Here is a 22757-nt window from a genome sequence, read left to right as displayed (position 1 = left end):
GTTTTCAAACTGCTCCTTTCTTGTTTTCAGGAAAGGGGCAGTTTTTTATTTTGTATAAAAGAAAGGAGAATGAGAGATGGGAGAATCATGGGGAAAAGGAACAATTTGTGTGCAAGGTGGCTATACGCCAAAAAATGGTGAACCACGTGTTTTACCACTTTATCAAAGTACAACATATAAATACGATACTTCAGATGATTTAGCAGCCCTATTTAACTTAGAGGCAGAAGGATATATTTATACACGTATTGGAAACCCTACTCTAGCCGCATTTGAGCAGAAGTTATCAGATTTAGAAGGCGGTGTAGGAGCTGTTGCAACGGCTTCTGGGCAAGCAGCTATTATGCTCGCAGTTTTAAATATTTGTAGTAGTGGGGATCATTTACTTTGTTCTTCAACGGTTTACGGGGGAACGTTTAATTTATTTGGAGTGAGTTTGCGTAAACTGGGTATTGATGTTACGTTCTTTAATCCAAATTTAACGGCAGATGAAATTACGGCGCTTGCTAATGACAAGACGAAACTTATCTATGCAGAATCGTTAGGAAATCCAGCGATGAATGTTTTAAATTTTAAAGAATTTTCAGCTGCTGCTAAAGAATTAGAGGTACCTTTTATCGTTGATAATACATTAGCAACTCCTTATTTATGCCAGGCGTTTGAACATGGGGCAAATATTATTGTTCATTCTACGACGAAGTATATCGATGGGCATGCGAGCTCCTTAGGCGGTATTGTAATTGACGGTGGAAACTTTGATTGGACAAATGGAAAGTATCCTGAACTTGTTGAACCAGATCCAAGTTATCACGGTGTAAGTTACGTTCAAAACTTTGGTGCAGCAGCGTATATTGTGAAAGCACGTGTTCAGCTATTAAGAGATTATGGAAATTGTATGAGCCCATTCAATGCATATATTAGCAATATTGGCTTAGAAACATTGCATTTACGAATGGAACGTCATAGTGAAAATGCTCTTGCAGTTGCTAAGTGGCTTGCTAATCATGAACGTATTGAATGGGTGAATTATCCGGGCTTAGATAGTAATGAAAATTACTCATTGGCACAACAGTACTTGAAAAAAGGCGCTAGTGGTGTTTTAACTTTCGGTATTAAAGGCGGATTAGAAGCAGCAAAAGAATTTATCGCAAATGTAAAACTAGCAACTCTTGTAACGCACGTAGCTGATGCACGAACTTGCGTTATACATCCTGCTAGTACGACGCATAGACAATTAAATGCTGAAGATCAGCGTTTAGCTGGTGTTACATCTGATTTAATTCGTTTATCAGTTGGTATAGAAGATGTTTCTGATATTATTGCAGATTTGGAAGCAGCTCTAGTTGGGGGCAAAACACATGCCGATCATAATTGATAAAGATTTACCGGCTCGCAAAGTGTTACAAAAAGAAAATATTTTTGTAATGACGAAGGAGCGAGCGGAAACACAAGATATACGCGCTTTAAAAATTGCTATATTAAATTTAATGCCAACGAAGCAAGACACAGAGGCGCAATTACTTCGCTTAATTGGAAACACACCGTTACAATTAGATGTTCATTTGCTTCATATGGAATCACATCTATCTCGTAATGTAACGCAAGAACATTTAACAAGCTTTTATAAAACGTTTCGTGATATTGAAAATGAAAAGTTTGATGGGCTCATTATTACAGGAGCGCCAGTGGAGACCCTCGCTTTTGAAGAGGTAGATTATTGGGAAGAGCTTAAACATATTATGGAGTATTCAAAAACGAATGTAACATCTACGCTCCATATTTGCTGGGGAGCACAGGCTGGCTTGTACTATCATTATGGTGTTCCAAAGTATCCCCTTAAGGAAAAAATGTTCGGTGTATTTGAACATGAAGTTTGCGAGCAACATGTGAAATTGTTACAAGGATTTGATGAATTGTTTTTTGCTCCGCATTCTCGTCATACAGAAGTACGAGAGAATGATATTAGAGGAGTGAAAGACTTAACATTGTTAGCAAACTCTGAAGAAGCAGGTGTTCACCTTGTTATTGGGCCAGAAGGAAGGCAAGTGTTTGCCCTTGGACATAGCGAATATAGTTGTGAGACGTTAAAACAAGAATACGAACGAGATCGTGACAAGGGATTAAATATTGATGTGCCAAAAAACTATTTTAAACATAATAATCCAGATGAAAAGCCGCTTGTTAGGTGGAGGAGTCATGGTAATTTATTGTTTTCTAATTGGTTGAATTATTACGTGTATCAAGAAACCCCTTATATATTGTAAAGAAAGATTGTGTAACACGTGGCAACGTTTTCCTTGTAAAGATTAACCTTTATTTTTCCGAATGTTCAAAATAAATTGTTTTTCAGATTTTTTACTCATATAATTTCATCTAAACACAATTTTTGAGGGGTGGACAGTACTATGAAAGAAATTCAAGTTGGGTTATTAGGTCTTGGGACAGTTGGCAGTGGTGTGGTTCGTATTATTACGGATCATCAAGAACGACTCATACACCAAGTAGGTTGTCCAGTGAAGGTAACGAAAGTATTAGTGCAAAACATTGAGAAAGAGAGAGAGATAGAGGTACCTTCTACTCTATTAACACAAGATGCAAATGAAATTTTAGATAATCCAAATATTGATGTTGTCATTGAAGTGATGGGTGGCATTGATGATGCAAAATCATATATTTTACAAGCTTTAAAAAGCGGAAAGCATGTTGTAACTGCAAATAAAGACTTAATGGCATTACATGGGGCGGAACTATTAGCGACAGCAAAAGATAATAAGGCTGATTTATTCTATGAGGCGAGTGTGGCAGGGGGAATTCCAATTTTACGCAGTATCGTAGAAGGACTTTCCTCAGATCTTATTACGAAAGTAATGGGAATTGTAAATGGAACGACAAATTTTATTTTGACGAAAATGTCAGACGAAGGGAGAGCATATAACGACGTGTTAAAAGAAGCCCAACAACTTGGATTTGCAGAAGCAGATCCAACATCAGATGTAGAAGGTTTAGATGCAGCAAGAAAAATGACGATTTTAGCTACTCTCGGTTTCTCTACAAATGTAGAGCTTGGAGACGTGAAAGTAAAAGGGATTACCTCTATTACAGAGGAAGATATTGAATATAGTAAGAGCTTAGGTTATACAATTAAATTAATCGGTCTTGCAAAACGAGATGGTGAAAAATTGGAGGTTACAGTTGAACCAACTTTACTTCCAAATACACATCCTCTTGCGGCAGTACAAAATGAATATAACGCTGTGTATGTTTACGGTGAAGCAGTTGGGGAAACGATGTTTTATGGACCAGGCGCAGGAAGTTTACCAACAGCGACAGCTGTTGTTTCGGATTTAGTTGCTGTAATGCAAAATATTAGATTAGGGGTAACAGGAAATAGTGCTGTAGTCCCACAATATCAAAAAGTATTAAAAGAGCCAGACGAAATTGTCGTGAAAAAGTTTTTAAGACTGCATGTAAAAGACGAAATTGGTGTATTTGCAAAAATTACTTCATTGTTCTCTGAGCGCGGAGTTAGCTTTGAGAAAATTATTCAAATGCCGCTTGAAGAGAAAGGAAAGGCTGAAATTGTAATTGTAACGCATCGTGCGTCTCTTGCTGATTATGATTATATTCTACATACGTTGCAAGGGTATGAAGAAATAGATTGTTTGAAAGCGAACTATCGAATTGAAGGGGATGCTAAGTAGTATCCTTACCATAAAACAGAAAGAGCCTATTAAGCAGCTTGCTTAATAGGCTCTTTTCTATTTAAAATCTGCGTACCAACTTGAATAAATGCTTGGATAATCCAGCCTGTTGTAAAGGATAAGATGATTGTTCCAAAATAGATAGGTCCGTCTAATAAAAAGCTTAACGTTAAAAATAAAAAGGCTAATGAAATCTCTGTTCTTCTAAACGTCCATTTTTTCTTCTCAGCAACCGTTAAAACGAAAGCTTCTTGAGGCGCTGCGCAAAGGTTTGTAGAGACGTAAAGACCAATTCCAGCTCCAACGAATAGATTTCCGCAAATAAGTGTTATATATTTTGGAAGAGAGCGGATAGCGTCCATAATAGTTGTAATGGAACCAATCCAATCAACAAAAAGAGAAATAAGAACCATCGTTACAATTGTACCGATTGTAATTTGTTTTTTATTCCAAAAGAGTACAATAAGTGTAAAGGCAAAGTTAATCATAAAAATCCAAAAACCAATACTTATGCCAAAATTTTGATATAGTGCAATAAAGAAGGAATCATAAGGGCTAAGTCCAAAGGAAGTAATTGTCGTCATCATATTAATACCGATGGCAAGAATGAGTAAACCGCCAATGAAAAATATATATTCTAATTTGAATCGAAGCATAGTTGTATATCCTTTCTAAATGTATTTGCTAGGAAAGGATATATTGTGGAAAGCTTACCAGGTCAAGGGAGAATTTTTGTGAGAAGGGGAAAATGAGATGACAAATATAAGAAAGATTGCTGAACTTGCTGGAGTATCTGTTTCAACTGTTTCACGTGTACTAAATAATCATCCGTACGTAAATGAACAGAAACGAAAAGAAATTTTAGCGATTATAGAAGAATTAAATTACACGCAAAACGTGAATGCGATTCATTTAGTGAAAGGAAAAACGAATGTAATTGGCGTTTTATTACCACACGTAAATGATCAATATTATAGCGCTATTATCGAGGGGATATCAAAAGAGACAGCCAAGAATAATTATAATATGATGCTTTGCCAGACGAATTATAGCGAAGAAAAAGAACTAGAAATTTTAAATATGTTAAAAATGAAAAAGCTTGATGGGGTTATTATTTGTTCTCGGGCAAATAGTAAGGAGAGGCTTGAAGAATATACAAAATTCGGCCCGATTGTTATGTGTGAAGAAATAGATTCAAAATGCATTTCAAGTGTCCATATCGATTACTACAAAGTATTTTCACTTGGGATGAAAAGCTTAATAGATGCCGGTCATACACATGTTGGATATTGTATTGGAAGAAGTAATAGTGTTAATAGCCAAAGACGAAAGAAGGCATATGAAGATTCGCTTCAACAGAGTATCGTAACACCGTTAGAGACCTGGAAATTTGAGGGTTGTTTTACAGTGGAAGATGGACGCAATGTAATTAGAGAATGGGCTCATATGTCAGTAAAACCGACGGCGTTCCTTGTATCTTGTAACCATATTGCAGCGGGGATGGTTACAGAAGCAAAAAAACAAGGAATTCGTATTCCAGAGGATATTACGATTATCGGGTGTGATGATCAAGAGGTGGCAGATATATTGGGTATAACGACGATTTCGCATTCTAGTAAAAACGTTGGAGTAAAAGCGTTTGAATTATTATATGAAAAGATTAATGAAGAGAAATTAGATGTGAAGCATATAGAGTTATTACCAGAGTTAGTAAATAGAGAAACGACGTAATTGAGAAGGTGTGAAAATCGCTTTTCAAAATTTCGTTTGGTATAATTATGGACAATCTATGAGGGCTAAAAGGGGTTTTGATATGAGATCAAAAGTAGTAAAAGTAATTCTACTCATTACAATTGCATCTTTCTGTTTATTTGCATATGGCTTTGTGTCAGGTGTAAATGATGTATTAAATCCGAAAGCTTCAAATTTAATTAAAAAGACCGATGTAGTGGCAAAAGAGAAAAAGAAAACGGGAACGTTACAAATCGTTAGTTTAGGTGATTCATTAACGCGTGGCGTTGGTGATAAAGAAGGAATTGGCTATGTTGGGCGAATGAAAGAGGATTTACAAAAAGATTATAAGCAAAAAATTGCATTAACAAATTTAGCAGTTAGTGGTGCAAAAATGCCCGATTTATTAAAACAAATTGAAAGTAATGGCGCTCAATATTCAATTAAGCAAGCAGATGTAATCGTGTTAACGATTGGTGGGAATGATTTGTTCCCAGGCTGGGAATCGCTTGGGAAAATAGATTTAGAGACGTATCGTCCTGACACAGAAACGTTTCAAAATGAAGCAAAGAAAATTATAGAAGAAATTCGTAAATTAAATACAGATAGTCCGATTTTTTGGCTTGGTTTATACAATCCTTTTGAAGATGTAGAAGATTTAAAAGGGTCTTCAAACATTGTTGTGGACTGGAATGCATCTTTAGAGAAGTTAGCGCTAAATGATAAAAATGTGTATATTACACCGACATTTGATTTATTCCAAAACCGCGGGAAAGATTTATTATACTCTGATCATTTTCATCCGAACGAAGTAGGTTATACGTATATGGCAGAACGTTTAGTTCAAAATGTTGTAAGTAAATTAAAACTAGAACAAGGAGGGGTAAAATGACGACGATACTTTCCGTACGAGATTTGAAGAAGGTAATTGGAAAGAAGACTCTTGTAGAGAATATTTCCTTTGATGTAAAGCAAGGAGAAGTGTTCGGGTTCTTAGGACCAAATGGTGCTGGAAAGACGACTACCATTCGAATGTTAGTCGGATTGATTAAGGCGACAGAAGGTACGATTTCTATCGGTGGTTATTCGATTAAGGAAAATTTCAGAGAAGCGATGCGTCAAATTGGGAGTATCGTTGAAAACCCAGAGTTGTATACATATTTAACGGGATGGGAAAATTTAAAGCAATTTGCTCGTATGTTAGGTGATATATCAGATGAACGTATTATTGAAATTGCTGAAATGGTTCATTTAGATGAAAGAATTCATGACAAGGTAAAAACGTACTCACTTGGTATGAAACAACGCCTTGGAATTGCGCAGGCGCTCCTTGGGAATCCAAAATTGCTCATATTAGATGAGCCAACGAATGGTTTAGATCCAGCAGGGATTAGAGAACTTAGGGAATTTATACATAAGCTTGTAAAAGAAGAAAATATGAGCGTGTTTATTTCAAGTCACTTGCTAAGTGAAGTGCAAATGATATGTGATCGCGTTGCTATTATTCATAAAGGAAAAATGATAACAGTTGCCAAGGTTGAAGAATTAATTAAAACAGCAAGTGATCGTGTAGAATGGATTGTTACACCAATTTCTAAGGCGAAAGATATGCTAGAAGCGGCCGAAGAAGTAAGGGAAGTGAGTGTAGAAGGCGATCGATTACTATGCCGCATGGATATTGCATCTATAAGTAGTTGGAATAAACACTTTGTCGAAAATGAAATAGATGTACATAGCGTTAAGGAGCTTGTATTTACGCTAGAAGATTTATTTATTGAACTCACAAGGGGTGAGCAGCATGCGTGAATTTGCGAATCTAGTTTTAAATGAATCAGAAAAGATTTACCGTAAGAAACGTATTTTTGTTGTCATGCTTATTTTAGCAATCTTGATCCCGCTTTTTGTGTATGCGCAGTATCGTGAAATAGAAACGACACAAAAAAGACTCGGTACAACCGATTGGAAGGTTTCATTGCAACAGCAAATTGTTGATTCTCAGAACCGGTTGAACAATTCTAGGTTGCCAGAAGAATGGCGTGATTGGTTAAAGGTAAGAGTTGAGCAACAACAATATTATTTAGATCATGATATTAATCCGATGGCACCGGGTGCACCGACTTTTGTCAGATCATTTATTGAACAAGGAATTACATTATTTATTCCGCTTCTCGTAATGATTGTCGCCATTGATATCGTTTCAGGAGAACGAAGTGATGGGACGATGAAGATGTTACTTACGCGGCCAATTCGGCGCTGGAAAATACTCCTTAGTAAATACGTGACGATGTTATTTTTCATTTCGCTCATACTGTTTCTTGTAGGTTTGTTTGCTTACATATTATCAGGGCTTGTATTTGGATACTCGGGATGGAATTTACCTGTTTTAACAGGATTTGTTATTGATAAGGAAACGCTAAATACGAACTTTGTGCATCTTATTCCGCAGTGGCAATACATCTTAATGGCGTATGGACTAGCATGGTTTGTTGCTATCGTTGTCGGAACTATATCATTTATGGTCTCTGTTTTAATTCGTAATACACCAGCTGGTATGGGCGTTATGCTAGCTGCATTAATTGCAGGCGGTATTTTAAGCTCGTTCGCAACATCTTGGGAAGGCGCCAAATATATTTTTAGTGTGAATTTATCATTAACGGATTATTTATCAGGAAAATTACCTGCATTACAAGGTTTATCGATGGGATTTTCTTTGATGAATTTAACTGTTTGGGCAGTTGTTTCCCTTGTTATTTCGTTCGTAGTATTTACAAGACAGGATATGGTGAATTAATTAGACAGGAAGTGACAGTATGGAAAATGTTTTAAAGAATGATTGGGAGCCACTATTGGCACCAGAATTCGAGAAAGAGTATTATCTTACTCTATCTAGTTTTTTGACAGAAGAATATAGCACGCATGTTGTTTATCCGAAGGTAGAAGATATTTTTAACGCTCTTCAGTATACAAGTTATGAAAATACAAAGGTTGTTATTTTAGGACAAGATCCATATCATGGACCGAATCAAGCGCATGGTTTAAGCTTTTCTGTGCAACCTGGTGTTAAAACACCACCGTCATTGTTAAATATGTATAAAGAACTTCGAGATGAATATGGTTATGAAATCCCGAATAACGGTTATTTAGTAAAATGGGCGGAACAAGGAGTATTATTACTAAATACCGTATTAACAGTTCGTCAAGGCGAAGCAAATTCTCATAAGGGAAAAGGATGGGAGCACTTCACAGATCGTGTAATTGAACTATTGAATGAACGTGAAAAGCCAGTTATTTTCATATTGTGGGGGCGCCATGCGCAGGCGAAGAAGAAGTTAATTACGAATCCGAATCATCATATTATCGAATCTGTACATCCAAGCCCACTATCGGCAAGACGTGGTTTCTTTGGTAGTAAGCCATATTCTAAAGTAAATACGATTTTAGCTAATATGGGCGAAAGAGAAATTGATTGGGAAATTCCAAATTTATAAATAGAAAAGGTAGTTAACAGTCGTTAACTACCTTTTTATTATTATTGTTGCTCGTTCTTTAATTTTGCATCTAGTACAAAAGTGCCAAATGGGATAACTGATGAAACAAATGCTCCAAGTGCCCATAAAATTGATTTACGGTGTACGATTGTTACTTGAATTACTGCAAAGATGAATAGAATAAATAGAACACCATGAGCCATGCCTGTAATTTTAACAGCTGTTGCAAATCCTGCGAAATATTTCAATGGCATTGCTACAAATAGTAGTAATAGGAAAGAAATACCCTCAACTAGTCCAATTGCTCTTAATCGTCCGATTGGTGTAGATAACATAAAGTAGCCTCCTTTAACGTATGCTTGTATATAGTAAATTTGTATTCTTTTTCAAAATAAAATAGTCTATTTTGTTTCATTATATACAAAAAGAAAGTTTACACTACGAGAATAGTGCAAAGTTCAAAATATAGTCACAAAAGCATGAGAATTTAAATAAAAACCTATTTGAAGTATTTGACTTCAAATAGGTTTTGTGAATGAAAATATTAAACAAGTACATCCGTTTTTAAAACGAATTTCTCTACAACTTTTGCAACACCATCGTTCATATTTGTATCTGTTACGTAGTTTGCAATTTCTTTAATATCATCAGGTGCATTGCCCATTGCAACGCCAAGACCAGCAAATTCAATCATCGCTTGGTCGTTATAGCTATCGCCCATTGCGATAACTTCTTCACGCTTAATGCCAAGCTTTTGGATCAGTTTGTTTAAGCTCGTTCCTTTTGTAACACCAGCTTCAGTAAATTCTAAGAAGAATGGTTTCGAACGCATCACGCTTAATTGGCCTTCTAGCTGTTTTTGTAGTTTCTTTTCAACTTCAACAAGGCGTTCAGCTTCTTTATTCATTAATACTTTTACTACGGGCTCTTTAACTGCAGCTTTAAAGTCATCTACTACAATAATTGGCATACCAGTAATATCGCCCTCAATTTCAGTATAAGGATTATTTTCTTCCGTTACGATATCATCGCCCATATAAGTATGAATCCATACATCTTCAGTTTTACTAATTTCAAATAGGTTGTGAACGATTTCAGGAGATAGTGTACTACTAAAGATTTCTTCGTTTGTTTTACAGTTAATAATTTTTGCACCATTAAAAGATAAAATGAAACTGCCGTATTCTTCTAAACGAATTTCTTTCGCTACATTGCGCATACCGAACGTTGGACGTCCAGAAGCAAGTACAACCTTTACGCCTTGCTCTTGTGCAGTCATTAACGCTTCTTTCGTACGAGGTGAAATAGTATGGTCATCACGTAATAAAGTATCATCTAAATCTAAAACAATCATTTTATAAGTCATATAGAAAATTCCTTTCTTTAATTGAAATCAAAATACATGTTCATGAAGAGATTGAGGAATAATAGTAAGACATCAAACCTCTTTGAAAAGAAGTAGATAAATTATTATGAGTGTGTTGCTCATAATATTGGTTAATAATCATTGGGGATGAATAAAACCCCAATGATTAAAGTTTGATTTTATCGTAACAACTCTAAAGGTAGAGTGCAATAATGGAAGTTTTCCAATTTAAGATATTTGTTTTGCTGTGAAACGAGAAAATAGTATTTCTAGCAAGATTGCCATTACAGATCCAAGAACGAGACCATTACTTAAAAACGATGCTAGAAATGGTGGAAGTGTGGAATATGCTCCTGCTGGAACAAACATAACTCCGACTCCTGTAAAGATTGAAAGACCGGCTACTTTAAATAATCGTTCTTTATCCTGGACAGTTTCGTATTCTCGAAAGGCGAGGCCAATCATGCTTGCGAATACAGGATAAATAGCGGCATAACCAACTGCAACAGGGATTGCTGCAAAGAATGAAGTAATCTTTGGAAATATACTAACGACAATAATAAAGCTTGACCCTAATATAAACGGGAGACGTTTATAAATATTAGTCGTTGCAATAAAACCTGCTGATCCAGAAATAGCGACAGGCCCAATAGCTGAAAATAGGCCGCCTAGCAATTGGTTGATTCCTGTTATAATGCCAGCTTGTTTAAAACGATCTGATGCAGCGTTTTCTTCATATTTAGAGACAACCTTTTGTACAACGCGAATACTTGCTAACATATTTGTTAGAAGTAAGAGCGTAACGAAAATGACCGTAATTACCATATTCCATTCAACACGAGGCATTCCGAAAACAAATAAGGATGGAAAACGGATTATGTCTGTCACTGGTGTTATTGGATTAGATAATCCGAAGCATGCGAATAATATCCAGCCGCATACGATACTGAAAAGAACGGAATATTGTCCAATAATAGGTAGCTTCATGATGAAAAAGGATAGTAAAATAACAATGAGTGAAAGAATAAATACGTTAGGTTGTACTTCTGTATGTTTTCCATCAAGGCCAAACATTCCCTTTAAGAAGGAGCCACTAAGCTGCGCGACAAGAAGAAATAAATACGTTCCAATGACTGTCGGTGTAAAATAGCGAACGAGTTTATCAATAAGTCCAAAAACGCTAAGAATAATACAAATAATACCACTTAATAAGAAAGCATATTGAAGAACTTTAAGTGTCTCATTATTTGATCCAAATAGTACGACGCCTAAACTTGCGTAAAGAGAGAAAATTCCCCACCAAAGGCCAGCAGGACCTTCTTGAATAGGAAGTTTATGCCCAAATATAGCTTGCAAGAGACCAGCAAAACCTAGAACAAATAATGTTCTTTGTACAAATGCGATGGCTTCAGCGCCATTAAGACCATAACTAGTTGCGACACTAATTGGTACAATAAGGCTTCCAGCTAAAATAAATAGTGCCCATTGTAAGGCGGAAAGAAATGTCTTCATTATATCAACCTCTTTCATAGATTCCGTATCTAGTATATACGTATTTTATTTCCACTGGCAAAGATTGTAGATAGAGAAAAGAGTTGAAACACAGTATGAATGCACGTAAGCAATTATGGATAGCAGTTATATGTATGACTTTTGTTGTAATTCTAGGAACGATAGGATTTATGACGATTGAAGAGATTAGTTTGTTTCAAGCATTTTGGATGACAATGATTACTGTATTGACTGTTGGATACGGAGATGCCGTTCCTGTAACGCAAGCGGGGAAAGTATTTGCGCTTCTTATTATTCCTGTTGGCGTAGGTATTGTTACGTATGCAATTGGGGTAGTGGCAGCTATGATTATTGAAGGGAATTTATTTCATGCAGTACGGAGGAAGAAGATGGATAAACAAATAGCGCAGTTGAAAAATCATATTATAGTATGTGGTTGCGGTAGAGTGGGGCTTCAAGTTGTACATGAATTGCAAGAAAAGAATATTCCATTTGTCGTTGTTGATAAAGATGAAAGTATATTGGAGCAGGAAAAGCTTTTATTTGTACATGGAGATGCAACGGAAGATCAAGTATTACATAATGCCGGAATTTTAAAAGCAGCTGGTTTAGTTGCTATTGTTGCAAATGATGCTGAAAATGTATTTATTACATTAACAGCAAGAGGGTTAAACGATACGATTAAAATTGTGGCGAGATCTGAAAAGCCAGAAACTGAAGAGAAATTAAGGCGTGCTGGTGCAAATAAGGTTATTAATCCATCTAGTATGGCGGGTATTCATATCGCAAAAGGTATTGCAAATCCATTAACTGTTCATTATATTGATACAGTGTTGTATGGAGTAGAACAGTCATTTGTCATTGAAGAAATTCTAGTTGGAAAAGATTCAATATTGGTTGGTAAATCGTTACTAGAGAGTAATGTAAGGAATCAGTTTGATGTAACAATATTAGCGATTTCAAGAAATGGGAATATTATACATAATCCGACAGGGCAGGAAAAATTGAAAGAACGTGATATGATAATAGTATTTGGTTCAGTAGAAAAATTGGGACAATTCGAGAAAGAATTACAAAGTACGAGGTGATAAGGAATGCAAATATCTAGCGACAAGATTTTAAATAAAATGGCGAATGAAATTGCGAAGGCAAAAAGTAGTGAAGGACAAAAGTCAAAAGAACATTTATTAGTTGTGCGTGCTTTATGTGACTTATTATTAGATGAACAAGTTGAAACATCTACATATAGAGAACCGGAAATTCAATCGCAAGTAATTGGATCACAACCAGTAACAACTATGCAACCAATTGCACCTGTTTCTGGGGAGCCAGTATATATAAAAGAAAGTGATGCAAACGGTAATTCTTTATTTGATTTTTAGAAGATAAATCGGTTGGCTTATATGCAAAAATTGCTTATGATAAAGGTAAAAAAGGGGAATTAAGATGAAAATTTTCTTTTTACTAGGTTGTATTGCAGCGGGGCTATCTGTTGCGTTAGGGGCCTTTGGAGCACACGGTTTAGAAAATAAAATTTCTGCAAAAATGTTAGAAGTTTGGAAAACAGGCGTTACATATCAAATGTTTCATGCAGGTGGACTATTCGTAGTTGCTTTATTGATGGATAAGGTTCAATCATCACTTTTAACTACTGCTGGTTGGCTAATGGTAGCTGGAATTATTATGTTCTCAGGTAGTTTGTATGCATTAAGTACGACAGGCATTAAGTTCTTTGGTCCAATTACACCTCTTGGTGGTGTAGCGTTTATAGTGGCGTGGATTCTAGTAGGGACTGCAGTTGTAAAAGGATTATAAAAAAACAAAAGCTGGCATTTGCCAGCTTTTTTTATGGTCTTGGAGTATAAGTTGCTTGTTGACTAGGTAAATACGTAATTTCTTCTGGAAACTCTACGTAATCTAAGTAGATCATTAGTAGTAAATAGCGTTTTCCTGATTGCGGTTCACTAATAACAATATGGTCACGGCCAGCTGCTTCAATAATACCTGTATAAGATTGTGTACCAAGGGAACTGCCACGTTCATAAGTCATTACAACCGTAGCTTGCTTACCTTTGTTTAAACGAAGGATATTTTCAATATAGGATTGCTCTAGAGGTAACATGCCTTGAGAAATTGCATATTGAGCTTGCGCAGCTTGAGCTGTTTGTTGTTGCATCGCTTGCTGCTGTTGTTGAGTCATTTGTTGCGGTTGTACATAAGTTCCAGATGGTTGATAAAAACCTGTTCCATAGTACGGATTTTGTTGCTGTGCCATTCAAAAATCCCTCCTCATTTTTATTCCTTAATATACGCTAGGGCAGTCTCCAGCAGATGGCTGGAAGAAGCAGTGCTTTTTAAAGCGACCAGAGTTTTGTTGGTTATACCAAGTTGGTGGACATGCCCCTTCAGGTCTAAAGAACCATAAGGCAAAGTTAGCAGGCCAAAAACGTTGCCCTTGAATGGTCCGTCTCGCTAGGGCAATATCTTGTTCACGTGCCCGTTGATAAAAGTATCCTTTTTGCGTTGCTTCAAAACCGCCGGGGTTTTGATAAACCATTTGACGTAAATTACGAATGCTTTTAAAGTCTAAACAATTTCCGCGGACACGATTTACCCCAACGTTTCCGACCATTAACATTCCTTGTTGTCCTTCTCCTTCGGCTTCAGCACGCATCAGTCTAGCTAACAACTTTACATCTTCTTCGTTATAAGCAATAACTCCCATTATGTGTCACCTCTCTTTTTGGAATACCTTTTGGAAAGAGGTTTATCTCTAGATGAAGTGTGTAACAATTACTAGTTCATACGTATGAGGAAAAGGGCTCAGATATGACAACCAAACGAAGTTTTACATTGAGAGCGGAAAATAAAAAAAGCTAGCGTGAGCCAGCTTTTTTATTAAAAAACTTTAGACCATAAGTTTGAGAAGAAATCACCAATAGAGCGCATTGTTAACACAAACCAATTTGCTTTTTCAACTTCCTCTGTCGTTTTTGCAGTAACTTTCATACTTTTACTACCGTCTAAGAAACCGTATTTATCAGTTGATTCTAAAGTAATTGAGCCTACTTTGGCATCTTTCTTAATAGGAGCAACTAAATGTCCATCTTCAGCAAGAGATTTATCTAATTCAGTCCCAATTTTATAAGGTTCTTTGCTACCTTTTTTCGCAATTACTGTTATTTCTTTTTCGGGTGCAACAGTTACTTGGTCTTCTTTCCCTTTTACTACAGAGATTGTATTGTTCTTATTAACTTTTAGTTTTTGTTTTTCAAAGTTATTAAATCCGTATTCGATTAATTCACGAGATTCTGTGAAACGTTCATCCATTGATTTTGTTTTAATAATAACCGAGATAAGACGTACATCACCACGTTTAGCAGTAATAGTAAATCCGTATCCAGCTGTATCAGAACTTCCAGTTTTTAAACCATCAGTACCTTCATAAGCGAAAGCAGCTCCTGGTAACATCCAATTCCAGTTTTCCATACGAATTGGTTTTGGGTGATTGTCTGGGAAGTTTCTAAATCTTTGTTTTGTATCCTCTAGCATTTCTGGATACTTTGTAATCATTGCTTTTGAAAGCATACCCATATCACGAGCTGACATAGAGTTTTCTGCATTTGGATCAGTACCCTCAGGATGTTTTCCTTTTAAGTCAGCGTTATTTAAGCCCGTAGCGTTTACAAATTTATATTTCTTTAATCCTAGCTTTTTAGCATGTTCATTTGCAAGATTTAAGAAGTTTTTCTCACTTCCTGCAAGAAGTTCTGCTAAAGCGATACTAGATCCATTTGCAGAGAATATAACAATAGAATGATATAATTCTTTTACAGTATATTGACGTCCTTTTTCGAACGGTACATTAGAGAATTCATTATTACGAGAGACTTCATAAGCGTAATCAGAAATATTTACTTTCGTATCCCATGTGATTTTTCCTTCTTTAATTGCTTCTAAAACAGCGTAAACAACAATTAATTTCGACATACTAGCAATAGCTAGCAATTCATCTGGATTTTGCTCGTGAAGTATTTTTCCTGTATCTGCATCAAATAAAAGTGCAGCGGCTGCCTCAATATGTATTTTTTCTTCCGCATGGGATGTTGTTACTCCTAAGGAAGAAATTGACAATACAAGCAATAGTAAAATAGACAAAATTTTTTTCATATAGATTATCACCTTCGCATCGTTATTTAGCATATAGCTCGTATCATTTTAGCATATCTTTACATATAAAAAGGTTACAATTTTACAATAAATTTGAAAAAATGTCGGTTTTTCTTCAAAAGTGCAGAAAAAAGGGGATTTTTGAGGATAAATATAGAGAAGAATAAAAAAAGGAACGAATTTCGTTCCTTTTCACCATTTATATGTGTAAAAATTTCTCTACTTTTTCGTCTGGTAAAATGTTTCCAACGAAGAATGTTCCAAATTCACCATAACGAGCACTTACTTCATCGAAGCGCATTTCATATATAAGTTTTTTAAATTGAAGAACATCGTCAGCGAATAATGTTACGCCCCATTCGAAATCGTCGAATCCAACAGATCCTGAAATCACTTGGCGTACTTTACCTGCGTATTGACGGCCAATTTTACTATGACTGTACATCATTTTTTTACGCTCTTCCATAGGAAGCATGTACCAGTTGTCATCACCTTGGCGACGCTTATCCATTGGATAGAAGCAAATATGATTTGCTTTCGGCAATTCAGGATATAAGCGAGCTAAAATTTGCGGGTTTTGGTATGGATCCTCATCAGCTGGAAGATAGTTGCTTAATTCAACAACAGATACGTAAGAATATGCAGGAACCATATATTCAGCTAAAGTTGTTTTATTCAATTCTGTCTCAATTTCATTTAACTCTTCCATTGTTGGACGTAAAATCATAAGCATAATATCAGCTTTTTGGCCAACAACTGTATACATTGCGTGACTACCTTTTTTCGCAGTAGCTACTTCGTTCCATTTTTCAACGACATTTAAAAATTCAGACACTGCTTGTCCGCGTTCGTCGCTAGATAATGTTTTCCATGCAGCCCAATCAATAGAACGTAAATCATGTAAACAATACCAGCCATCTAACGTTGTTGTTGCTTCACTCATTCTATTCACCTCAGTTAATGATAGTTTTACACGTTAACTATAGCATATATAGTTTTAAAATCATCTATATAAAACCTTGGCGCATAAAATTGTCACATTTAAGTGTTTAAGCAAGGTGAATTTAACGGCTGAATTTTATGAAAATATAATCATTTTTATTTTATCTATTTTTTGGGAGCTATAAGTTTAAAATATAGAAGAAAAGCAGTATTCTTAAAGATAGAGTTTTTTTAACATATGTAGGAGGGTTTATTCGTGAGCAACTTATTTACAACAGTAAAAGAAAAAGTTCAAGGAAAAGGCATTTCTATCGTACTTCCTGAAGGAACTGATGAAAGAATTTTAGGCGCTGCAGAGCGTTTAGCAAAAGAAGAGTTAGTAAAACCAATCTTAGTTGGTAATAGAGAAGAAATTAGCGCAAAAGCTGCTAGCATGAATTTAACATTAGCAGGCGTTGATATTTACGACCCAGCTACATACGAAGAAATGGATGCAATGGTAGCATCTTTCGTTGAACGCCGTAAAGGTAAAGCAACTGAAGAAGACGCTCGCAAAATCCTTAAAGACGAAAACTACTTCGGTACAATGCTTGTATACATGGGCAAAGCACACGGTCTAGTAAGTGGTGCAGCTCATTCTACAGCTGATACAGTTCGTCCAGCACTTCAAATTATTAAAACAAAACCAGGCGTTACAAAAACTTCTGGCGTATTCATCATGGTACGTGAAGAAGAGAAATATGTATTCGCTGATTGCGCAATTAACATTGCACCAAACAGCCAAGATTTAGCTGAAATCGGTATCGAAAGTGCGAAAACTGCTGAGTTATTCGGCATTGATCCACGCGTTGCTATGTTAAGCTTCTCTACAAAAGGTTCTGCGAAATCTCCAGAAACAGAAAAAGTTGTAGAAGCAACTCGCATTGCAAAAGAAATGGCTCCTGAGTTAACTTTAGATGGAGAATTCCAATTCGATGCTGCATTCGTACCATCTGTAGCTGAGAAAAAAGCTCCAGGTTCTACAATTAAAGGTGATGCTAACGTATTCGTATTCCCAAGCTTAGAAGCTGGTAATATCGGCTACAAAATCGCTCAACGTTTAGGTAACTTCGAAGCAGTAGGACCAATCTTACAAGGTTTAAACATGCCTGTAAATGACCTATCTCGTGGATGTAACGAAGAAGAAGTGTACAAGTTAGCTTTAATTACAGCAGCTCAAGCACTTTAATTCTATAATGAATTGAAATAAAGACCGTCGCTATTATAGCGACGGTCTTTATTTTTCTAAACCAAGTGCTTTATTATTACGATCAATAATACGTTGTAAATTCGTCTCATATAAAGAAATCTCATCTATTGTTAATTGAGATGGTGTTAACTTTGGAGCGAATTGCTGCAATGTTTTTAAAAGACGCATCATTAAATCTTGTACTGTAATGGTTTCACCAAGTAATTCTGAGAGTGAGGCCATCGTACTTGGTACAATTTCAGGGTACGTAAAGCGTGTTTCTTCCCCTTGAATTGCTAGGTTGTAGAAATCACGAACGAGTGCGGCACGCTCAGAGCCACTTCCGGTAGCGCAGAGATAGATTTGGACAGCGACACCTCCGCGAATACGACGTTGTGAAATACCAGCGAATTTTTGATCGCGAATACTTAAGTCATAACTACCAGGACAGTAAGAGCCGACAATTTCTTTTGCCTCGATAGTAACGTCGTAATCCTTTAACATCTCCTTAATCAAATGCCACATTGTATCGTATCCAAGGTCAATATCGATACCTTTTTCTGTTTCTTGGAATAAAAGTGATACGTTTAAAACACCTTCATCAAGCACGACCGCAAGCCCGCCAGAATTACGGACAATAACATTGAAGTTGTTTTGTTTTAAAAAAGAAATACCTTCTTCTAAATGCGGAAGGCGTGAATCTTGAATGCCAAGGACAATTGTATTGTGATGAACCCAAGAACGCATTGTTGCGGCTGACTTGCCATTTCCAATGCTTGTGCATAATGTGTCATCCATTGCGAATGACTGAAGTGCATGAAATGTTGGTCCCAAACTAGATTGATCTACAATGCGCCACTCTGGCTGAGATAAAATGGAACGGGAATTGCTCATATAACTAACCCCTTATCTTTAAAATGACAATCTCTATTATAGCAAAAAATGAAGAATGGAGTTTTCTCACATATAAAGGGGGAGCTTAGAAGTGAAATAATAAAAAGGATGCATTACATGCATCCTTTTTATTCTGCAATTTTTTCTAAATTACCGTTTCGGTCCATTCGGAAAGATGTTTGAGAACGTTCTTCGTCATCCATGACTGCCAATTTACGAGCTCGGTTCATAATGTTCATAAGTGTTTCGTAATCTTCTTGTACAGTATGAGATTGCTTTTCTAATTTTTCTAGTTTCTTTTCTAGTTCCTCATTCCGAAGGATTTGTGCTTTAATTTCTTGTTTCAATCTCGTATTCTCGTTTTCAAGAGCTGTCACTTTTATATTTGAAGATCCGACTGTTTGTAAAAAATAAATAACATCTTGCATTGTCATAGAGCTTCTTGCAGCAGGAGCAGTAGATTCTTGATATGGAATAGCTTCTTTATATTGTACGATTGATTCTTCTTGTACTAATTCTTCATAATCAGTTATCGAATCTGAAGCTGGTGGTGTATAAAGTAAACGTTTTTTCGCTTGTTCACCGCTTGCAGCACGCATTTTATCTTTACGATGTTTTTTTGCTAGTTGAAGAGCTTGTTCATAGCTATAGCGAACAACAGCATTCCAGCGGAAACCACAAGCAGCAGATGTACGATTTAACTGATCCCCTACTTCCTCAAATGCATTTAATTGCGTACTTCCTTCTCTAACATGACGAAGTACCGTTTCAGCAAGTAATAAATCATCCTCATCTGTCCAAGCATCTTGTCTTACTTTCATAGATTCAACTCCCTTTCTTTTTATGAACTTCCTATTTTTATAATGGGCAAAAAAATAAACTTTTATACAAAGCTTTTAAAAATATGGTAGATTTCGATGAAAGGTAAAAATTTTCCCATGAATGGTGAGTACTTCTGTAGGAGAGCATATAAAATATGTAGCATTATGTAGAGAATAGGCTTTGTAGGGAAACTTGCAACGAGCTTCAAAGAGCGGTAAAATACCATTTAGTGTTTATTTTTAAACGTACTTGAGAAAAGTTTAAAATAGAGGAAGTGTTATATAATGGGAAACGAGTTTCGCGTGTGCGATGACTGTCAGGCAACGAACGTTAAAACGTTAGTTCCGAAGTTAAAAAAAGTAGATTCATGTGCAACGATTGAAGTTGGATGTCAGTCTTACTGTGGTCCTGGTCGTAAAAAATCATTCGCATTTGTAAATAACCGTCCAGTTGCGGCTCCAACAGAAGATGAGTTAATCGCAAAAATTGAAGCAAAGTTAAATAAGTAAGAAAAAGAAGAGTGAAAAGATTACTCTTCTTTTTTATGCCCATAAGAGGAATAATTTATTCTGCGAAAGTACTCTTGTGTGGACGAACGTTTTCTAAAGGATAGACACAACTTTTGTATTAAAATTCCAATTTATATAAATTTATATTTCAAAATAATGGTTGACAGTCTTTTAAAGCGATAGGTAGAATAGAAGTGTCTGATTCTGATAATCATTATCAGGAAAATAACAATTCACCTAATTTTTTTATTACTATTTGAGAATAAATTTCATTTCAATAAATATATGTTGTTAGTTAGGATGGTTGAGGGATGGAAGCGAGCGCAAACAGTATAGAACAGCAAGAAGAGAATGTTAAAGAGATTAAGAGCAGACCGCTTATCGCTTCTATTATTTTAGTAGCGGGTACAGTTTTGTTAGCTTTAAGCATGGCAGTTTCTATTTCTTTTGGGGCTGCAGATATTAGTTTAAAGACTGTATGGCAAGCTGTATTTCAGTTTGATGGATCTATTACACATCATAATGTAATTCAAGAGCTTCGCATGCCTAGAGCAATAGGGGGCGTAGTTGCAGGTGCCTTTTTAGCGGTATCAGGAGCAATTATGCAAGGTATGACGCGAAATCCACTTGCTTCACCATCGTTAATGGGGATTACAGATGGGGCTGTATTTGGAATTGCAATTATGTATGCATTTTTTCCTAATTCACCTTATTTAATGTTTGTTATCGCATCTTTTATTGGAGCTGCGTTTGGTGCAAGCATTGTATATGGAATTGGGTCTTCTTCACCAGGTGGATTAACACCTGTGAAATTAGCTTTAGCAGGTGCAGCTATTAGTGCTTTATTAGGGGCAATTTCATCTGGAATCGCATTGTATTTCAATCTTGCCCAAGAGGTAAGCATGTGGAATGCAGGCGGGGTTGCTGGAGTGAAATGGCAAAGTATTAATATGTTAGTGCCAATTGGCCTTGTTTGTCTTTTTATCGCAATTATGATGTCGAGATATATTACAATTTTGAGCTTCGGTGAAGAAATTGCAATTGGACTTGGTCAAAATACGACATTAATTAAATTTATCGGAACAGTACTTGTTCTTGTTTTAACGGGTTCCGCAGTTTCCATGGCAGGATCAGTTGGATTTGTTGGTCTTGTAATTCCGCATATGACTCGTTTTCTTGTAGGCTCGGACTATAGATGGGTTATTCCATGTTCTGCGGTCTTAGGCGGGCTGTTAATTGAATGTGCAGATATGTTATCTCGCGTTATTAACCCGCCATTTGAAACGCCAATTGGAGCAATTACAGCGCTAATTGGGGTTCCATTCTTCCTCTACTTAGCACGTAATGAAGGGAGAGGAAAGATGTGAGGACGAGTGTCTTAACAAAAAAGAACATTTCTATATTAACGATTTTAGTAGGACTAATCGTTTCTATATTTCTTATTAGTTTAAATACAGGAACTTTTAAAATCCCGCCAATGGACGTATTAAAGTCATTGGTTGGACTAGGGGCTGAAGATCAGTCTGTTATTTTATTTGAATTCCGTATGCCGCGTATGGTAATTGCTATACTAGTCGGATCTGCTTTAGCTATGTCAGGTGCGATTTTGCAAGGTTTATCACGAAATCCGCTTGCTGATCCAGGTATTATAGGTATTAATGCTGGAGCGGGATTAACAGTTGTTATATTCGTCTACTTCTTCTTCGGGAAAGTAGGGACTGGTACATTTTTATCTGTATTCATTCTTCCATTCTTCGCACTAGTTGGAGCGATATTAGCAGCGGTAATTATTTATTTACTAGCATGGAAAGACGGCGTTTCATCGACTCGATTAATACTTGTCGGTATTGCCGTTGCAGCTGGATTTGGAGCTGTTAGTTTAATTTTCTCTATGAAGATGACATCTAACGATTTTCGTTTTGCTACGATTTGGCTGGCGGGAAGTCTATGGGGTACAGATTGGAAATTCGTATTAAGTGTACTTCCATGGATGGTTATTTTCTTACCGCTTGCTATAAGTAAAGCACACATATTAAATGTAATGAACTTAGGCGATTCTACAGCAGTTGGCCTTGGTGTAAACGTAGAAAAAGAAAGACGTAAATTATTATTTATTGCAGTTTGTTTAGCAGGTGCATCTGTTGCTGTTGCGGGCGGAATTGGCTTTATTGGTTTAATGGCCCCGCATTTAGCAAGGCGCCTTGTTGGTGGTAAACATCAAATTATGTTGCCCACAGCAGCGCTAATAGGAACGTTTTTACTTTTATTCGCAGACGTAATTTCAAGAAGTGTATTAACAACTTCAGAAATACCAGTCGGTCTTGTTATTTCTGTAATTGGTGCACCATATTTCATTTATTTACTTATGAGGACAAAATAAAGGGAGGCTTTTCG

The 22757-nt window shown here is 36.2% G+C and carries 25 protein-coding genes; 15 read left to right on the top strand and 10 right to left on the bottom strand.

Features of this window, described 5'->3' with window-relative positions; all coding sequences use genetic code 11:
• The first annotated feature begins 76 nt into the window (after window positions 1–76).
• The 3 genes from GBN78_RS05385 to GBN78_RS05375 all read left to right on the top strand — a co-directional run bounded on the left by GBN78_RS05385 (window position 77) and on the right by GBN78_RS05375 (window position 3701).
• Window positions 77–1375, top strand: coding sequence for a bifunctional O-acetylhomoserine aminocarboxypropyltransferase/cysteine synthase (locus tag GBN78_RS05385; protein ID WP_000504780.1), 1299 nt, complete (start codon window positions 77–79; stop codon window positions 1373–1375).
• Window positions 1359–2264, top strand: a complete 906-nt coding sequence (metA, locus tag GBN78_RS05380; RefSeq protein ID WP_001121538.1) for a homoserine O-acetyltransferase MetA — start codon at window positions 1359–1361, stop codon at window positions 2262–2264. Before GBN78_RS05385 ends, metA begins: the two co-directional genes overlap by 17 nt.
• A 141-nt stretch (window positions 2265–2405) precedes the next feature.
• Complete coding sequence (locus GBN78_RS05375) at window positions 2406–3701, top strand: homoserine dehydrogenase (RefSeq protein WP_000659093.1); 1296 nt, start codon at window positions 2406–2408, stop codon at window positions 3699–3701.
• A 29-nt stretch (window positions 3702–3730) separates the two neighbouring features.
• On the opposite strand, the gene GBN78_RS05370 is transcribed toward GBN78_RS05375, so the two are convergent.
• Window positions 3731–4357 (bottom strand): YczE/YyaS/YitT family protein, encoded by a 627-nt coding sequence (locus GBN78_RS05370; protein ID WP_000943411.1) that lies wholly within the window; start codon window positions 4355–4357, stop codon window positions 3731–3733.
• Between the two features lie 97 nt (window positions 4358–4454).
• On the opposite strand from GBN78_RS05370, the gene GBN78_RS05365 reads away from it, so the two are divergent.
• The 5 genes from GBN78_RS05365 to GBN78_RS05345 are packed head-to-tail and all read left to right on the top strand — an operon-like array spanning window position 4455 to window position 8920.
• Entirely contained in the window at window positions 4455–5432 is a 978-nt protein-coding gene (locus GBN78_RS05365) for a LacI family DNA-binding transcriptional regulator (protein WP_100619709.1), read from the top strand.
• A gap of 10 nt (window positions 5433–5442) precedes the next feature.
• Complete coding sequence (locus GBN78_RS05360) at window positions 5443–6324, top strand: SGNH/GDSL hydrolase family protein (protein ID WP_002022849.1); 882 nt, start codon at window positions 5443–5445, stop codon at window positions 6322–6324.
• Window positions 6321–7238: an ABC transporter ATP-binding protein gene (locus tag GBN78_RS05355; RefSeq protein WP_000207719.1), complete on the top strand. Its 918-nt coding sequence runs from the start codon at window positions 6321–6323 to the stop codon at window positions 7236–7238. The genes GBN78_RS05360 and GBN78_RS05355 overlap by 4 nt, the downstream gene beginning before the upstream one ends.
• The gene (locus tag GBN78_RS05350) at window positions 7231–8223 is read left to right on the top strand and encodes an ABC transporter permease subunit (protein ID WP_001206497.1); all 993 of its coding nucleotides are present in this window, start codon (window positions 7231–7233) and stop codon (window positions 8221–8223) included. Before GBN78_RS05355 ends, GBN78_RS05350 begins: the two co-directional genes overlap by 8 nt.
• A 19-nt stretch (window positions 8224–8242) precedes the next feature.
• Complete coding sequence (locus GBN78_RS05345) at window positions 8243–8920, top strand: uracil-DNA glycosylase (protein WP_000432520.1); 678 nt, start codon at window positions 8243–8245, stop codon at window positions 8918–8920.
• Between the two features lie 41 nt (window positions 8921–8961).
• Here GBN78_RS05345 and GBN78_RS05340 read toward each other — a convergent pair whose 3' ends face one another.
• From GBN78_RS05340 to GBN78_RS05330, 3 genes are all read right to left on the bottom strand, one after another.
• The gene (locus GBN78_RS05340; RefSeq protein WP_000953396.1) at window positions 8962–9255 is read right to left on the bottom strand and encodes a DUF3817 domain-containing protein; all 294 of its coding nucleotides are present in this window, start codon (window positions 9253–9255) and stop codon (window positions 8962–8964) included.
• A gap of 209 nt (window positions 9256–9464) precedes the next feature.
• Entirely contained in the window at window positions 9465–10286 is an 822-nt protein-coding gene (locus tag GBN78_RS05335; protein ID WP_152127043.1) for a Cof-type HAD-IIB family hydrolase, read from the bottom strand.
• A 228-nt stretch (window positions 10287–10514) separates the two neighbouring features.
• Window positions 10515–11798 (bottom strand): purine/pyrimidine permease, encoded by a 1284-nt coding sequence (locus GBN78_RS05330; RefSeq protein ID WP_152127041.1) that lies wholly within the window; start codon window positions 11796–11798, stop codon window positions 10515–10517.
• A 95-nt stretch (window positions 11799–11893) separates the two neighbouring features.
• On the opposite strand from GBN78_RS05330, the gene GBN78_RS05325 reads away from it, so the two are divergent.
• From GBN78_RS05325 to GBN78_RS05315, 3 genes are all read left to right on the top strand, one after another.
• Window positions 11894–12886 carry a potassium channel family protein gene (locus GBN78_RS05325; RefSeq protein WP_000993984.1) on the top strand — a complete coding sequence of 331 codons (993 nt, stop codon included), beginning with the start codon at window positions 11894–11896 and terminating at the stop codon, window positions 12884–12886.
• A gap of 6 nt (window positions 12887–12892) precedes the next feature.
• Complete coding sequence (locus tag GBN78_RS05320; RefSeq protein ID WP_100619711.1) at window positions 12893–13180, top strand: YwdI family protein; 288 nt, start codon at window positions 12893–12895, stop codon at window positions 13178–13180.
• A gap of 64 nt (window positions 13181–13244) precedes the next feature.
• Window positions 13245–13613, top strand: coding sequence for a DUF423 domain-containing protein (locus GBN78_RS05315; RefSeq protein WP_000688315.1), 369 nt, complete (start codon window positions 13245–13247; stop codon window positions 13611–13613).
• 31 nt (window positions 13614–13644) lie between these two features.
• On the opposite strand, the gene gerQ is transcribed toward GBN78_RS05315, so the two are convergent.
• The 4 genes from gerQ to hemQ form a co-directional block, all read right to left on the bottom strand.
• On the bottom strand, window positions 13645–14073 hold the full coding sequence (gerQ, locus tag GBN78_RS05310) for a spore coat protein GerQ (protein WP_000068652.1): 429 nt from the start codon (window positions 14071–14073) through the stop codon (window positions 13645–13647).
• 27 nt (window positions 14074–14100) lie between these two features.
• Complete coding sequence (cwlJ, locus tag GBN78_RS05305) at window positions 14101–14523, bottom strand: cell wall hydrolase CwlJ (protein ID WP_000538167.1); 423 nt, start codon at window positions 14521–14523, stop codon at window positions 14101–14103.
• Window positions 14524–14696: 173 nt separating this feature from the next.
• Window positions 14697–15968, bottom strand: a complete 1272-nt coding sequence (locus GBN78_RS05300; RefSeq protein WP_000722867.1) for a serine hydrolase — start codon at window positions 15966–15968, stop codon at window positions 14697–14699.
• 199 nt (window positions 15969–16167) lie between these two features.
• The gene (gene hemQ, locus GBN78_RS05295; RefSeq protein WP_001287595.1) at window positions 16168–16911 is read right to left on the bottom strand and encodes a hydrogen peroxide-dependent heme synthase; all 744 of its coding nucleotides are present in this window, start codon (window positions 16909–16911) and stop codon (window positions 16168–16170) included.
• 255 nt (window positions 16912–17166) lie between these two features.
• Between hemQ and pta the strand changes: the two genes are divergently transcribed.
• On the top strand, window positions 17167–18138 hold the full coding sequence (gene pta, locus GBN78_RS05290; protein ID WP_000067225.1) for a phosphate acetyltransferase: 972 nt from the start codon (window positions 17167–17169) through the stop codon (window positions 18136–18138).
• A gap of 48 nt (window positions 18139–18186) precedes the next feature.
• Here pta and lipL read toward each other — a convergent pair whose 3' ends face one another.
• Entirely contained in the window at window positions 18187–19032 is an 846-nt protein-coding gene (gene lipL, locus GBN78_RS05285) for an octanoyl-[GcvH]:protein N-octanoyltransferase (RefSeq protein ID WP_000071950.1), read from the bottom strand.
• Window positions 19033–19160: 128 nt separating this feature from the next.
• The gene (locus tag GBN78_RS05280; protein ID WP_000868358.1) at window positions 19161–19853 is read right to left on the bottom strand and encodes an RsfA family transcriptional regulator; all 693 of its coding nucleotides are present in this window, start codon (window positions 19851–19853) and stop codon (window positions 19161–19163) included.
• A gap of 285 nt (window positions 19854–20138) precedes the next feature.
• On the opposite strand from GBN78_RS05280, the gene GBN78_RS05275 reads away from it, so the two are divergent.
• The 3 genes from GBN78_RS05275 (at window position 20139) to GBN78_RS05265 (ending at window position 22743) form a co-directional block, all read left to right on the top strand.
• Window positions 20139–20363 carry a YuzB family protein gene (locus GBN78_RS05275; protein ID WP_000526078.1) on the top strand — a complete coding sequence of 75 codons (225 nt, stop codon included), beginning with the start codon at window positions 20139–20141 and terminating at the stop codon, window positions 20361–20363.
• Between the two features lie 311 nt (window positions 20364–20674).
• Window positions 20675–21730 (top strand): FecCD family ABC transporter permease, encoded by a 1056-nt coding sequence (locus GBN78_RS05270; protein WP_000388273.1) that lies wholly within the window; start codon window positions 20675–20677, stop codon window positions 21728–21730.
• On the top strand, window positions 21727–22743 hold the full coding sequence (locus GBN78_RS05265; protein WP_001260757.1) for a FecCD family ABC transporter permease: 1017 nt from the start codon (window positions 21727–21729) through the stop codon (window positions 22741–22743). The genes GBN78_RS05270 and GBN78_RS05265 overlap by 4 nt, the downstream gene beginning before the upstream one ends.
• Window positions 22744–22757: the final 14 nt, after the last annotated feature.

This window comes from Bacillus sp. B2-WWTP-C-10-Post-4 (assembly GCF_009183805.1).
In the GTDB taxonomy this organism is placed as follows: Bacteria; Bacillota; Bacilli; order Bacillales; family Bacillaceae_G; genus Bacillus_A; species Bacillus_A cereus.
This window is presented reverse-complemented; position numbering and strand designations above follow the sequence as displayed.